This window comes from Mucilaginibacter angelicae (assembly GCF_042434235.1).
GTDB lineage: Bacteria > Bacteroidota > Bacteroidia > Sphingobacteriales > Sphingobacteriaceae > Mucilaginibacter > Mucilaginibacter angelicae.
Genome location: NZ_JBHLTS010000017.1, coordinates 181,168 through 194,893, shown reverse-complemented (window position 1 = coordinate 194,893; position 13,726 = coordinate 181,168). Strand labels below are relative to the sequence as shown.

9 protein-coding genes are annotated in these 13,726 nt (G+C 40.9%); 7 read left to right on the top strand and 2 right to left on the bottom strand.

Going from position 1 to position 13,726, the window contains the following annotated elements; translation table 11 throughout:
- Positions 1-18 precede the first annotated feature (18 nt).
- The 7 genes from ACFFGT_RS05830 (at position 19) to ACFFGT_RS05800 (ending at position 10,531) form a co-directional block, all read left to right on the top strand.
- Complete coding sequence (locus tag ACFFGT_RS05830) at positions 19-2,151, top strand: family 20 glycosylhydrolase (protein WP_377021566.1); 2,133 nt, start codon at positions 19-21, stop codon at positions 2,149-2,151.
- 87 nt (positions 2,152-2,238) lie between these two features.
- The gene (locus ACFFGT_RS05825; RefSeq protein ID WP_377021565.1) at positions 2,239-4,791 is read left to right on the top strand and encodes a hypothetical protein; all 2,553 of its coding nucleotides are present in this window, start codon (positions 2,239-2,241) and stop codon (positions 4,789-4,791) included.
- 132 nt (positions 4,792-4,923) lie between these two features.
- On the top strand, positions 4,924-7,155 hold the full coding sequence (locus ACFFGT_RS05820) for a hypothetical protein (protein ID WP_377021564.1): 2,232 nt from the start codon (positions 4,924-4,926) through the stop codon (positions 7,153-7,155).
- Between the two features lie 35 nt (positions 7,156-7,190).
- Positions 7,191-8,099 (top strand): metallophosphoesterase family protein, encoded by a 909-nt coding sequence (locus ACFFGT_RS05815; RefSeq protein WP_377021563.1) that lies wholly within the window; start codon positions 7,191-7,193, stop codon positions 8,097-8,099.
- A gap of 651 nt (positions 8,100-8,750) precedes the next feature.
- Positions 8,751-9,188, top strand: a complete 438-nt coding sequence (locus ACFFGT_RS05810) for a MarR family winged helix-turn-helix transcriptional regulator (protein ID WP_377021562.1) — start codon at positions 8,751-8,753, stop codon at positions 9,186-9,188.
- Positions 9,189-9,320: 132 nt separating this feature from the next.
- Positions 9,321-10,253 (top strand): SDR family NAD(P)-dependent oxidoreductase, encoded by a 933-nt coding sequence (locus tag ACFFGT_RS05805; RefSeq protein ID WP_377021561.1) that lies wholly within the window; start codon positions 9,321-9,323, stop codon positions 10,251-10,253.
- The gene (locus tag ACFFGT_RS05800; RefSeq protein WP_377021560.1) at positions 10,250-10,531 is read left to right on the top strand and encodes a hypothetical protein; all 282 of its coding nucleotides are present in this window, start codon (positions 10,250-10,252) and stop codon (positions 10,529-10,531) included. The genes ACFFGT_RS05805 and ACFFGT_RS05800 overlap by 4 nt, the downstream gene beginning before the upstream one ends.
- Positions 10,532-10,755: 224 nt before the next feature.
- Here the strand turns inward: ACFFGT_RS05800 and ACFFGT_RS05795 are convergent, their stop codons facing one another.
- Entirely contained in the window at positions 10,756-12,057 is a 1,302-nt protein-coding gene (locus tag ACFFGT_RS05795; protein WP_377021559.1) for a serine hydrolase domain-containing protein, read from the bottom strand.
- Between the two features lie 304 nt (positions 12,058-12,361).
- Complete coding sequence (locus ACFFGT_RS05790) at positions 12,362-13,477, bottom strand: WD40/YVTN/BNR-like repeat-containing protein (protein WP_377021558.1); 1,116 nt, start codon at positions 13,475-13,477, stop codon at positions 12,362-12,364.
- Positions 13,478-13,726: the final 249 nt, after the last annotated feature.

The window sequence follows — 13,726 nt, the reverse complement described above, 5'->3', positions numbered from 1 at the left end:
ATATCGAAATCCATTCGAATGATCTCAAAGAAAAAAACAATCATATACATCACCTTCTTTTTCTTAATGCAATCGGCCCTGCATGCACAGGTGAATAATATTGCGCCAAACGTTATTCCGGCAGTTCACGAATGGCAGGCCGGTAGCGGAAGTTTTATTATCAATGCATCTACGGCATTCAAATTTAAACCATCCGTATTAACGCAAAAAACTGTTGCAATATTCCGTGAAGATCTCAATGCATTGCAATCCACAAAGCACGCGATTAGGGTAAAATCAGATGTACGAAAAAACAGCATCATTATAAAAATCATGCCTAAGGGGCAGGTAACTCAACTTCAAAAGGAATCTTACAACCTGGAAATAAAGCCCGAGCAGATTACTATAAAGGCGATGGATGAGGCTGGTGTTTTTTATGCCATCAGGACATTGCTGCAATTAATTGAACAGAGCGCTGATAAACAAACTATTCCATGTTATACTATTTCAGATATTCCGGCTTATCCTTTCAGAGGCTTTATGTTGGATGTCGGGCGAAAATTTTTCCCTATATCCCAATTGAAAGAATACATATGCCGCATGAGTTGGTATAAAATGAATCAATTGCAGCTGCATTTAAACGACCAGGCTTTCCATGGCGAACACTACGCGGCTTTTAGGATCGAAAGTAAAACATACCCTCAACTAACGGCAAAAGATGGGTTTTACTCGCAACAGGAAATTAAAGATTTGATACAATACGCTGCCGATCGTGGTATAAATATCATTCCGGAAATTGATGCGCCCGCCCATGCCATGAGTATTTTGGATATTGCGCCCGAACTAAAAAATGATGATTTACAGGATGGACAATTAGATGTACTGAATCCCAAAACCACCTACATGATGGAAAAGATATACGACGAGTTTGTGCCGTTATTTCCGTCACCCTATTTTCATATCGGAACCGACGAATACAGGTTTAAAAAAGCATCAACAACGGAAGATCGTAAGGCCTTTGCGGCAGGCTTTTGCAACTACATCAACCATTTCAATAAATACATAGGTGGTAAGGGTAAAAAAGTAATGATATGGTCAGGGTACAACCAGATGATAGGATTTACACCTATTGATAGTAACATAGTAATTGATATGTGGTTGGGTAAGGATGCCAAAGAACAGATTAAAGCAGGGCATCAATTGGTCCAATCCACAGATGAATGGTTATATGTTGTTCCCGGGGCCAACTACTATGGCGTAGACAACAAGTTTTTATATGAAAAATGGGCGCCTAATGATTTTGGGCCTGATCAGCAACTGAATACAGGCGAATCTAATTTGTTAGGGGCAAAGTTGCACGTATGGAATGATCTTGGGCCTATGGGTTTTACTTACCATGAAACAGCAGAAGAGATTGCGATAGCCTTACCGGTAATGGCCGAAAAGCTGTGGGGTAATAAAATGTCACCTACTTTTGATGATTTTATAAAGAGAACCGTTAGCTTAAAAAATATACCGCAAGTAAACGACACAAGGTTATTGGAAAATCCCAAAAATTCCGATGCCATCGTTGATGTTTTTTTTAAAAAAAGCAATTTACCCGATGCTGTAAATAAGCAATTAATAAAGCCTTTAAACGGTTATGAGTCAATGCATGTATTGGCGCTTGGTAAACATGATTTTGTTAAGCTAAATTTAAAAGCCGATGAACTTGAACAACCATGGACATTGAGTTTCTGCGTAAAAAACATGGATAGTTCCGACACAACTACGGTGTTGTTCGAATCTCCTTACGGAACAATTTTTTTGAACCTTAAAGATAAGAAATCCCAAAAGACGGGTATTGGCATAGCCCGGACAGTTGGGTACAAAGAATACGCCGGCGACGGTGAAGATTTTTACTGTCAAATATTTAATAGCAGTGCTCCGGCAAATAAATGGACGCAAATAACTTTAACCGGCGGCCATAATTCTTGTACATTATATATCAACGGCAACGAAACAGATACTGTTGAAAAGCAATTTGTATGTCCGCTAAAAACAATTGGAAGCAATAGCGGCCATCTTTCCGCTTCAGTGTTATTGGCTAATTTAAAAGTATTCAGCCGGATCTTAAATAAAGAAGAGATAAGGGCCCTGTTTTTAAATTCGGCTCCATTTTTTAAAGATTAATTATTAGAAAACCGGGTGCTTGAACAACGTGGCTGCCAAACAAAGGTAACTGCGGTTTTATTCATCCTCCCCAATTACAATCACTAAATGAATTATTTAAAATTTATTCGCGTTATGGCATGCGTAGTGCTTACGCTTTCATACGTTGGTGTACTTCATGCACAAAATATCAATTTACAAACCCAATACGCCAAAATAGCAATAAACGGCAAAGGGTTTATTACATCCATAGCAGACCGTAATACAAAAAGAGAATATTGCCCACAAGGATTATCATCCGCATTGATGTCATTGTACCGTAACGGGCAATACATATTACCGCAGAAAGCAATTTATAATAAAAGTAAAAACGAGATCCTCTTAACATTTTCAAATGGTTCAGAAGCCAAAATAAAAGCCGATCAAAAGCAACAATACCTGCGTTTCAAACTGTTATCGCTCAGCAGGGCAGGTGATATAGATAATATTGTTTGGGGGCCTTATAAAACAAATATTTCAAAAACAATTGGAGATATTATAGGGGTGGTAAGAAGTGATGATTTTGCCATCGGGATGCTTGGCCTGAATGACAATACTACGGATGGCCCGCCTTCGGGCGGTGATATGTCGTTCATGTCATATTTCATTCACTCTCCCGATCCTGTAAAATATCCCCTGCCTCCGGGGCTTAAAGAAGGTCAGGTTTTTACCATCGGTGGCGATGGGATTAATGACGTTGCTTTTTATTCGCATCCTGAAGAGTATTTCAGAATGAAATACGGCGACGCCGCCAAACTTGAACCTGCATTTGGTTCAAGCATCTGCATGCATTCCAGGGATCGCAGGAAAGAGCAGATGATCCGTTTCCCTGTATTGCCTCCGGGGCTTGACCCCAAAGTGAACGCGCCCCGTTATCAGCTTGTTTTACCTGTAAATGCGGGGTTTATCGGGTCGTCGATAGCGCTTTATGCCTGCCCTGATTCATTAGGTTTGCACACTATTGAAAAGATAGTGCTGAATGAAGGTTTACCACACCCTGAAATTGACGGCAAATGGGTCAAAGATCCTAAAGCTTATCGGCCTGATATTGCCTGGAGCGGCGCGCATGATAGTTTAATGACCTATACAAAGCAACTTGGTCTTCACGCCGTACAGGACGAGGGGATGGGCGAATATTATCCGAACCCGGCCAATCGCTGGGCAGGCAAGACGGTAAATTTTAACAATTCGCCCGAAATGAGCATTGCCCAATATGGCGCACTAATGCAAAAAAATGGCATCAGGTACGGTTTGCATACACTTTGCGAATTCCTGCAGCCTGGAAGTAATAGTGACGTTACCCCCATTCCGAGCGATAGCCTGGCTATCATGCAGCGTACTATAATTTCAAAAGATCTGTCTGAACAGGATAGCGTTATTACCGTAGCAGATAAGGCTTATTTTAACGAGTACGGCGGCTGGGAAGGAAACCATACCAATGTTTTGAAAATTGGAAAGGAATTAATTGAATATAATGGGATCACCCAAACCAGGCCCTATACATTTTTGCACATTAAAAGGGGACTGTACGGAACCAAAAAAGGAACGTATAAGAAAGGAACAACTATTGTAAAACTACAGCCAAACTGTTATCACGGTTTTGCCCCGGATATGAATTTGCAGGAAAAATATGCAGACTATTATGGCAAATGGTTAACAGAGGGCCATATGGATTATGTTGATTTTGACGGTTTGGAAAGCTGTATATATCAGGGGCATGGCCAATACTCATTTAAACGTTTTTTTGGTAAACTGTTTGAAAGTTATAAGCAGCATGGCGGTAAATATTTGCGTGTTATGGGCAGCGCCGTTAACGAAGGAAGCTGGCATTATATGAGTGTTTGCAATGTTGGCGGTGGAGACAATATGTTTAATCCTGTGTTAAACAAATGGGGGATAGAAGGAAAGGATATGCGGTACGTTTTCCAAAGCAGCTATTTACCTGCAACCTTTGGGATTATCAACCTTAGCAGCGATTGGACGGTGGCTGATGCCGAAAATTTACAGGCAAAATCAATAGGCTGGGACGCAAATTATATGCTGGGCTTGAACCAAAGGTCTGTAGAGAATTGCGCGGAGAAAGACGCTATTTTTAAAGCTTACCGGGTTTGGGAAGATGCCAGGGCGGCCGGTATTTTTACCAAGGCTCTTAAGGATAGGTTGAAGGATCTTAGTTATAAATTCCACCTGGAAAAGTTGGGGGAAGGATTTTTCCTGTTATTCCCGATAAAGGAGAACAGGTTCGTTGAACAATCTTTCAGTCCGGACGGACATGTTTACCAGCTTATCAACGAATTTGAACCGCAGGCGCTGGAGTTTTCCTTACAGATCCATACCCCCAAAAATGTAGAAGCCGGCGGGTTAAAGATCACCCTGCCGGATGGCAAGGTATTCACAGTTGCCAAAAAGCTTGTCGACGGCCAGTTTATCATCTTTAAAAACGGATCCTGTTATACTGCTGATAGAAACCGGAAGAAAATAGAGGAGATAGCCCAAAATACCGGGGAGAAATTACCGAAAGGGAAATCGCAAATTCAGATTGAAGCGTTACAGCCCAATACTGCCGATAATATCAAATTTGAACTTGTTGTAGTTACTAAGGGAGAAGGTCAGAAAATATAATGCCGCTCAAAATTTAATAAGTCCCGAACCACAATGATTGTAAATTTCAAGAAATACGCATTTACGTTAATAGTTTTTGTTCTGACGTCCGCATGCGTAAGGGCTCAGGTACAAACCAGTTTAACAAAAAACATGCTGAAACAGCTAAATGGTAATATGCATTTCAGCATCAGCCAATTTGGTGGTGTCAGATTGATCGCAAAACAACAATTTGAGAAAGGCAAATTGCAAGCCGGGACTAATACCTGGCAGTTACAATTGCAAGATAAACCTGTAATGGGCCATCCCGAAGCGAGGGATATCACAGCCAGTATAGTTCTTACCCGCGGTAAAGCCAGTTCTACCGCGATTGGGGTTTCTTTTGATTTTGGCAACTGGAGCCGTGATAATTATGTAATGGTTCCGGCCAGCATATATAATGGCAACAGGTATGCAAGTGTCGGAAATGGCTATAATCCGGCATATACAAAGGATATGTATTATAATGCTCAGGTGCCGCTTACTATTTCTAATAACCCAAGATTATCGATAGAAAAAGGGAAAGCTTCCGCGATCGAATTACAAACGGGTAATGCCGCTACTCCGGCGATGTGTTTTTTTTCTCCTGCTAAAAAAAAGGGGGTTATTATTTTGACTGACCAGCAATCAAAATTTGGCAATCACGGAATGACCATTTCTGAAAATAAGACACAAGATAGCTGTGTATTTGCCATCTCGGCTCCTGCAGTCAGGCAACAAGCACCCGGCTTTGGCGATTTTCATCCAAGCGGAGATCATGCACCTGATTGGAAGCAAGGAGATCAGTTGGCTTTGAAATTTAGGGTCTACGTTTTTACTGCGAATAGCATTCCCGATCTGCTCACCAAATTTATGGAGGTTAGGAAAACGTTTACAGGTTCCAATCATCCCCGTAACCAGCTTCCGATGAGTAAGCTTTTGGAACTTGCTACTACCATTTGCAGTAATAATTTTGTCAGGGTACCGGCAGGTAGCTATTATTTGCCTGAAAACAATAAGGATTTTCAATTAGGCTGGGTGAGCGGAATGATGAACAGTTACCCGATGCTTGCCCTTAATAATGAAAAAGAACGGCAGCGAGTTGCCGCAGAGCTTGATTTTGTTGTAAACAAGCTTCAGGGCAAAAGCGGTTATTTTTATGGTGGGATAACTGCTGATGGGAAATTACTCGCTGAAAAGATGAGCCCTGATTTTCCTGAGCCTCAGGCAATGGTTCGCAAAAATGCCGATGCCCTCCTGTGGCTGATGAAGCATTTGCTGCTTTTCAAAGCCCAGGGTTATGGTAGTGTGGTAAAGCCGGAGTGGGAAACCGCGGCAAAACGATTGGCTGCCGCCTTTGCCAATACCTGGAAAGCACATGGAGAGTTTGGCCAGTATATAGCAGCCGAAACAGGCGAGATCGCAGTATTTAATTCCACAGCCGGCGCTATTGCACCGGCCGGGTTGGCCATTGCATCCGACTATTTTAAACAACCGGAATGGTTGCAGGTTGCTAAGGAGTCGGCTGGTTTTTATTATAACCGCGATGTTGTGAAACAAGGGCTTACCGGCGGTGACTGTGGTGATATTTCCATGGATGCCAATTCTGAATCGGCTTTTGGTTTTATGGAATCGTTAATGGCATTATACAATTTTACCGGGGATAAAAGTTGGTTAGAAAAAGCAAAGGTTCAGGCTGCGCTGTGCTCAACCTGGACACTTTCTTATGACCCGGTGTTTCCATCAGAAAGCCAGATAGGGAAACTGCAATGTAATATGGCAGGTGCTGTGTGGGCAAGTATACAAAACAAACATGCAGCGCCGGGAATATGTTGCGCATCAGGTGATTATCTGTTTAAATTGTTCCGGGCAACCGGTGATGCCAAATATGCGGACCTTATCCGCGATATTCAGCATGCCCATGCTGAAGCGGTAAATATCCCACCTGGTCATATCACCACAAACAATTTGGTTGGCTCCAGTATGGAACGAATCCAGCCAAGTGATGCAGAGGGAAAAGGCAGCGTGGGTAATTTTATTAATACCCGCAACTCATGGACTGAAACCGATGGGATGTTAATGGCATTGGAACTTCCCGGAATTTATGTACAAACCGACAAGAAGAAAGTAACTGTTTTTGATCATGTAGAAGCTAAGCTGATCAGCCAAAAGGGAAGGCAAATTTTAATCGAAGTAAAGAACCCTACTTCGTTTGACGCGAATGTTGCTGTATTTGCAGAAAAAGCTATACAGGCGCAAAAGCCACTTGGTTATACGGCTTTTGTACAATGGCCAAAATTTGCAATCAAATCGGGGCAAAGTTGCCGCTTATTGATTGATGCGGATGGAACTATTTCGGCGAAATAAGTTTACTATAACTAATTGAAACAATTTTAAAACTTATGAAAAGAAGAGATTTATTAAAAAATATAGGATTGACGGTTGGCACTGCCGCGCTGGCCACAACTACTTCAATAGTTTCTGCCGAAGAAAAAAAGTACAGGCGCAAAAGAGTATTGCGTATAGCTCATATCACTGATGTACATATTCGCCCGGAGTATAACGCGCCCGAGCGTTTTCGTCAATGTCTGGTGGAAATCAAAAAGCACAATGTAGATTTTTTCCTGAATGGAGGAGATTCCATTTACGCCGCTGATTATGGAAATATTACCCGCGACAGGGTTAGCGAGCAATGGAATATCTGGAAGCAATTAAGGGGAGAATTTAAAAGTTACGAGGTATTTAGTTGCCTGGGCAATCATGATATGTGGTGGGCTGCGCCCGATAAACAGGACCCGATGTATGGTAAATCATATGTGGTAAAGCAATTGGAGGTTCCGAACAGGTTTTACAGCTTTGACAAAAAAGGCTGGCATTTTGTGGTACTTGACAGTAATAATGACAATGCCGGTTCCCTTGATCCTGAACAAAGAAAATGGCTTGAAGATGATTTAGCAGCTTTGCGCCCTCAAACACCTGTATTATGTTTGAGCCATTACCCCATTTTAGGCGTAAGTACTATCATGGAAGGTGGTAACCATACCGATTCCAGGTATATCACCGATTTGTTTTATAAGCATAGAGATAAAAAGATCACCTGTCTGAGTGGTCATATTCACTTGAGGGATAGTGCTGAATACGATGGCGTTTATTATTACTGCAATGGCGCGCTTAGCGGATTTTGGTGGGAAGATGGGGATAAACAATCGGCGGGTAAATATTATTACAGGGAAACGCCGCCCGGATATGCCATAGTGGATTTGTTTGAAAATGGAGAGGTAGACAACAAGTATTTCCCTCATCCATTTTAAGTTTGTTACTATTGGCGCCCCGCATATTTTCTTATAAAACATCACGCAAAGGAGTATGGTTGGGAAAGAACTCGGAGAAAAAATAACAACAACGGGCAGGAGGGATGGTTCCTTACTTCTTCAGGATCGATTCGTTTAATGAAAATGGGGTTTCTGAATGAGAACAAGAATAAGGAAAATGTTCGACCAATGTTTTCCCGGAAATTTTAGGCAATAAAAAAGCGATTAGTGTCTTTTACCTAATCGCTTCATTTTCAAGTACTCAATCCCGATGTCCACACGAACCAATTTTTAGATGACCTGAAACGTTTAGCCACTCTGTTTGGTAATTGGGGTTGATTTTAAATATCTAATCTGTTTTTGATTGAACCGGTGCTAACTATGCAGTTCTTTCAAAGGATGCCTGGAGAATTAATGATATAGTAAAAGGTCAAATTCCTGGTTTACGATCAAAAAGCAAAGGAACAGGTAGAAATCCAAGAACTGTAGTCGAATTTTAGTTCATAATTTTAATTAATAAGCTTAAACTGATAATGTCGGATAAAAGGGAAATGCCGGATTAAGGAGCACTAAATTTTTTGAATTTAATCGTCTATTTTTGTAGCGGACAGTAATCCTTTAAAATTTTAAAGTTCAGTTAAAAAAATCAATATGGTAGTAGAAGCGGGAAATGCGGAAAAGTTCATATCCGTCATGTTCAACTTAAATAATGCGATAAAAAGTGAGTCCGAGCATTGCTGCAAGATATGTGGTGATCTCAATGAAAAAGAATTATTTATTATCGCATTTATCGGGGAAAAAAGGAGTGTCAAAATGAGTGATATAGCTGATTATATACAAGCGCCACTGAGTACTTTGACCACCATTGTTGATAAGCTTGTCACCAATAAATTCCTTTTACGGTATAATTCTAATGACGACCGGCGCGTCGTAAAAGTTGAACTTGACCGGAAAGGAAAAGCCTCTTATAAAGAATTCAAAAACCGGAGAGAAATCATGGCAAAAAAGGTATTAGGTCATTTGAGCGAAACGGAGCAGGCAACACTTATTGCTAATCTCGCTCAACTCGTCACTTCAATTAAGCTTTAATATTTTTTTGTTTATTTAATTCGTTAATCGTACTATTCCATTTTCGTAATAAAATAGTTGAATTGCTTGGTTAATTATTTCGATAGTCGTACTATTGCATAAACGAATTAAATATATCTAAAGGATAGAGAAATGAACCAAAGCATATTAATAACCGGAGCAAATGCTGGGATCGGGAAAGAAGCTGCCCGACAGTTAGCATTGAAAAAAGAAACAAAAAAGGTAATTCTTTTCTGTAGAAATCAATCGAAAGCCAAAGCAGCAAAAAAAGACCTTGAGGAGCAAACGGGAAAAGAGATTTTTGAAATTATTATTGGGGATGTTGCGGATGCAAATTCCGTAAGAAAAGCAGTAGAAGAAATAAAGGAACCTATTGATGCAATAATTTTAAATGCAGGTGGAGTAGTTGGCAAAACGGCCGCGAAAATTACAACTTCCGGTATGAATTACTTAGCAGCTACGAATATTTTAGGGAATGTAATTTTAGTGGAAGAATTAATAAAACGTGATTTATTAAAAAAAACAGTACTATCAGTAAGTGCGGAAGCTGTACCGGGAGTAAAGATGCTCGGAATGAAACCGGTTGCGATGAAGACTTCTTCTGTAGATGAGTTTGCTGCTGTTCTTGATGGATCATATTTTGGTGATAAGTTCGAAGCAATTCAAGCATACGGATATGTCAAATATGCAGTAACAATGTGGACCTTATCAATGGCAAGAAAATATCCAGACTTCAAATTTGTTGTTGTAAGTCCCGGGAACACGGGCGGAACTAATGCACCAGATAGCTTGCCCCCGGCAATGAAATTTATGTTGAAGTATTTGATGATGCCTATTGTATTCCCATTGATTGGAGGAATGGTGCATCCGTTAGAAATAGGTGCTAAACGCTTTGTAGATGGCATTTCGGATGAGCGATTTAAAAGCGGCGTTTTTTATGCAAGTAAAGAAGGTAAGTTATCGGGGGACGTGGTTGACCAGAGTGCTTTTTACACTGATTTGAAAAATACCTCATTTCAAGATAACGCCGATGAAGCAATTCACCGTTTCATAGACCCGGTTTGAAAAATACGTTAAAAAATATTGTCAACAATTGCAGGAAAGCGACATGGCTTATTGAGAAAAAACAGGTAGGCAGTATAACTATCCGTGAGAAATCGGAGCTGAAGCTACACCTGGTGGGTTGCTCCGAGTGTCGGATGTTTGAGCAACAAAGTATAGTGATTAATAAATTGGTTCATAATCTGTTCAATGAGCCGCAGGTCACCAGGGGTATTAAACTTGATGACGATTTTAAAAAGAAAATGCAGGATCAAATTATGGAAAAACTTGGAAAAAATTAAGTGCAAAATTTAGATGTTTTTTAGAAACGCCTGTTTAGATGGTCAACCTTGCATAAAAAAAGTTGTCAATAAAATTGACAACTTGTCTAAAATAGTACTCAAAGCGGGAATCGAACCTTGCGTGTAAGTTTTTGATTTTCAATATATTAAAAAGTATAAATTAGACTACTCAATAAATCGTTCAATAAACATATATCGACCGTTGCCGATAACGCATTGCCTCATCAGGGCTGCGTCTTTTTAAGCGTTGCCAATATACCTTCCGCATTCTTGTTTTTAGGATCGATCTCCAGCGCCTTGGTATAGTTTTCTGTAGCACGGGACTTGTCGCCTTTTTTGAAATAACATTCGCCGATCAGTTCATAGCCATACGAAATATCCGCAGCTTTGCCATTTAAAGCAACAGCTACCGTGAATATTTTAACCGCATCATCCAATTTATTCCGCCGTTCCAAATATTTACCTGTACTGATCAGGTCAGGGATCTCGGATGAAAAATCATATTGGTCCTGATGGTTAGCTTTCAGATCCCTGTAAAAAGCAAGCCCCCGGTCAGGATCAGCCAGTATCTTAGCCCTCATTTCCAGGTAAAGCGATTTTTTCGGTACGATAACAGGCTCGCCCTTCAGCGCCGCTAAAATGGCGAATTTAATTCCATACACTTTCATTTGCTGGTTGCTGGTCATCATCACAATGGTCACCTGGTCTTTCAAATTACTGTAATAAAGGGCCTCGTAATTGTTATTGGAGCCCTGGTGCTGGTGCCATACCAATTCACCGTTCTCCAGCCCTGACGTTCCCAGGCTGCTTTCACCACCCGGAAAGTTAGCAGCCAGCTCGTTTACTGATGCTTTGGAGATCACTTGATAGCTGTCCAGGCATTCTGCCCATTTGTACAGGTCGGTTACCGGCAAACGTACCCAGCCGCTCATACCCGGAGGGTAAGGTGTGTCCTTATATTCGCTGTCAAAGGCTTTCGCCGCATCTTCCGCATTTAAAGAATAATCAATCGCTGATAAAGTCATGCCGCAGGGGATCAGGATCTGCTTTCTAATAAAATCCGCATAAGGCATCCCGCTTAGTTTTTCAATGATGCGCATTTGGAGATATACATTGTAGTGGTTATAGATATAGGCAGTGCCCGGTTCAAAGCTCAAGGCTTTCAGCGACATCAGTTTGGACAGGATCACACTGTCAACTTCCGGTGCGTTGCCTTCAACGGGAGGGATGCCACTCGTGTAATTGATCAGGTTCCTGATCTTAACTTTGGCCGACCAGGCGGGTAAAGCCGGTAAAAACTTACTGATCGGGTCATCCAGACTGAGCAGGCCTCGTTCTTTTAAGATCATGATCCCCGTGCCATTGAACTCTTTACTGATGGAACCGATATCAAAACGCATGTCCGGCGTCAGCATTTTTGTCCTGCTGCCATCAGCATAGCCCCAGGAGCGCTGGTAAATGACCTTACCCTTTTGGACTACCAGGATATTACCATTGAATATACCCCGCTCATGAGCGGTTTGCATAATAGAATCAATCTGTTGGTAAGTACCGGACTGGGCCCTGGAGTGCTTTACAGCAACACAGAATAATAGTAAGAGAAAAACGTAGCGCATGGCAGATCTTTTTATTGCAAGACGCAAAAAAGATGGCTCCGTTACATCCTTTTTGAATTTTAACCGCTCCATCCTTTACGATGGGTACTGATGATGCCAGGCTTAGCTATGTGTTTATATGCGATTTTTGAGAGGGGGCTAAAATAAAAAAAGCCCCTAAGTCATTGATTTAAGAGCTTTTTGTTGCGATTTTATTATAGGAGTTTAGAATTTTTCAACACCCTTTATTTGGCATGGCATAAATCACGTTGCCTGAAACGGATAAACTGAAGCCCTTATTTTCTATAGCAGGAAGTAACAGTTTTTCCCATGTTTTGCCCATGTCAGATGACCGGAATACACCATCAGAGCGACCACATATTAAATATTTGCCCGCTTGTTTGATAGATAAAATATCCGATGAAGATTGAAGTAAGCCTATTTTTTTCATTAATAAACTATTCCAGGAAGGCTGAAGTTCTTCGCCTATGGTATTCCAGGTTTTTCCACTATCCAGTGAAATGTGTATGCTGTTTGTTTTGGTTACTGTGTTGTTTACTATAGCTGCAAATCCTCCCTCAATACGTTCCACAGCGATGCCAACCCCGCCTTCACTAATCACACGATCCCAGCTTTGACCATCATCGGTCGATCTTAATATTCCCTCATAGCTGGTAGACAGAAGTACACCGTTTGACTCTGCCAATGTCATTCTACCGTCTCCAACGTGCACTTGTTTCCAGGTTTTTCCACTGTTAGTAGATCTAAAAAGCATGTTGTTGGAGCTAATGAAAACTGTGCCTCCGGCAGTTTCAAAAACGCTGCGTACTTCCCTCTCTTTATAATTCTTGTACATCCAATCTATTGTTTTGTCTATGCGCACGGCTTGTTCCTGAAAATTCGTATACATGGGCGACCAATCACTCGTGCCGTTTATTTTATGTAAAAATTGTCCCCTGAAATTATATGCAAATATCCCATTCTTGCCAGGAGCAATCTCACGCTGTGTACCGGGGAAAATCTCTTTTGTCCAAAAAGTAGTTGTGGAATTTGGTTCACTGTGATAAACCCCATTGCCAGTACGTAAATAGAGCCCACGGTCATTTGCAAATAAACCATGACTCCACACACCTTCTTTCTGCAATTTTTCAGGCAACCCTTCGCTAATGTTCTGCCATGTTTCTCCGCCATCAGTAGATCTGAAAACGATGTTCAAAAGCCCTGATTTAGTCTCTTCTGTTGGTTTTTTTTTCGCTTCCTTTTCTTTTAGTACAAAAGAATTTAGTAGAAATAATACCAGGAGGGCGGCCGGAACAAACACAAATAATTTTTTCATTTTTTTGTTTTTCATGTCCTAATAAATTTGATACGGCAAATCTACTTTGATGTTTTTCGGCTTAAGGAATCAGGATTGTAAATTAAAATGTAAACTTTGTAAATAAATAGTAAATAGAATGTATTATGGTCAAAATCTCCTCTGCTGAAGGTACTTTCGATGTTAGAGAGCCTGTATGAAGATGGGGACGCATTGATTAAAAGAGCCCTGTAGGGCAAAAGACTACCGAATAGATAAAGAGGGATATAAAAACAAAATCCCTGA

Bases quoted from the DNA above. Each gene is read 5' to 3' on its own strand.
- ACFFGT_RS05815 (WP_377021563.1), top strand. From the start codon at position 7,191: ATGAAAAGAAGAGATTTATTAAAAAATATAGGATTGACGGTTGGCACT.
- ACFFGT_RS05825 (WP_377021565.1), top strand. From the start codon at position 2,239: ATGAATTATTTAAAATTTATTCGCGTTATGGCATGCGTAGTGCTTACG.
- ACFFGT_RS05810 (WP_377021562.1), top strand. From the start codon at position 8,751: ATGGTAGTAGAAGCGGGAAATGCGGAAAAGTTCATATCCGTCATGTTC.
- ACFFGT_RS05830 (WP_377021566.1), top strand. From the start codon at position 19: ATGATCTCAAAGAAAAAAACAATCATATACATCACCTTCTTTTTCTTA.
- ACFFGT_RS05790 (WP_377021558.1), bottom strand. From the start codon at position 13,477: ATGAAAAACAAAAAAATGAAAAAATTATTTGTGTTTGTTCCGGCCGCC.
- ACFFGT_RS05820 (WP_377021564.1), top strand. From the start codon at position 4,924: ATGCTGAAACAGCTAAATGGTAATATGCATTTCAGCATCAGCCAATTT.
- ACFFGT_RS05805 (WP_377021561.1), top strand. From the start codon at position 9,321: ATGAACCAAAGCATATTAATAACCGGAGCAAATGCTGGGATCGGGAAA.
- ACFFGT_RS05795 (WP_377021559.1), bottom strand. From the start codon at position 12,057: ATGCAAACCGCTCATGAGCGGGGTATATTCAATGGTAATATCCTGGTA.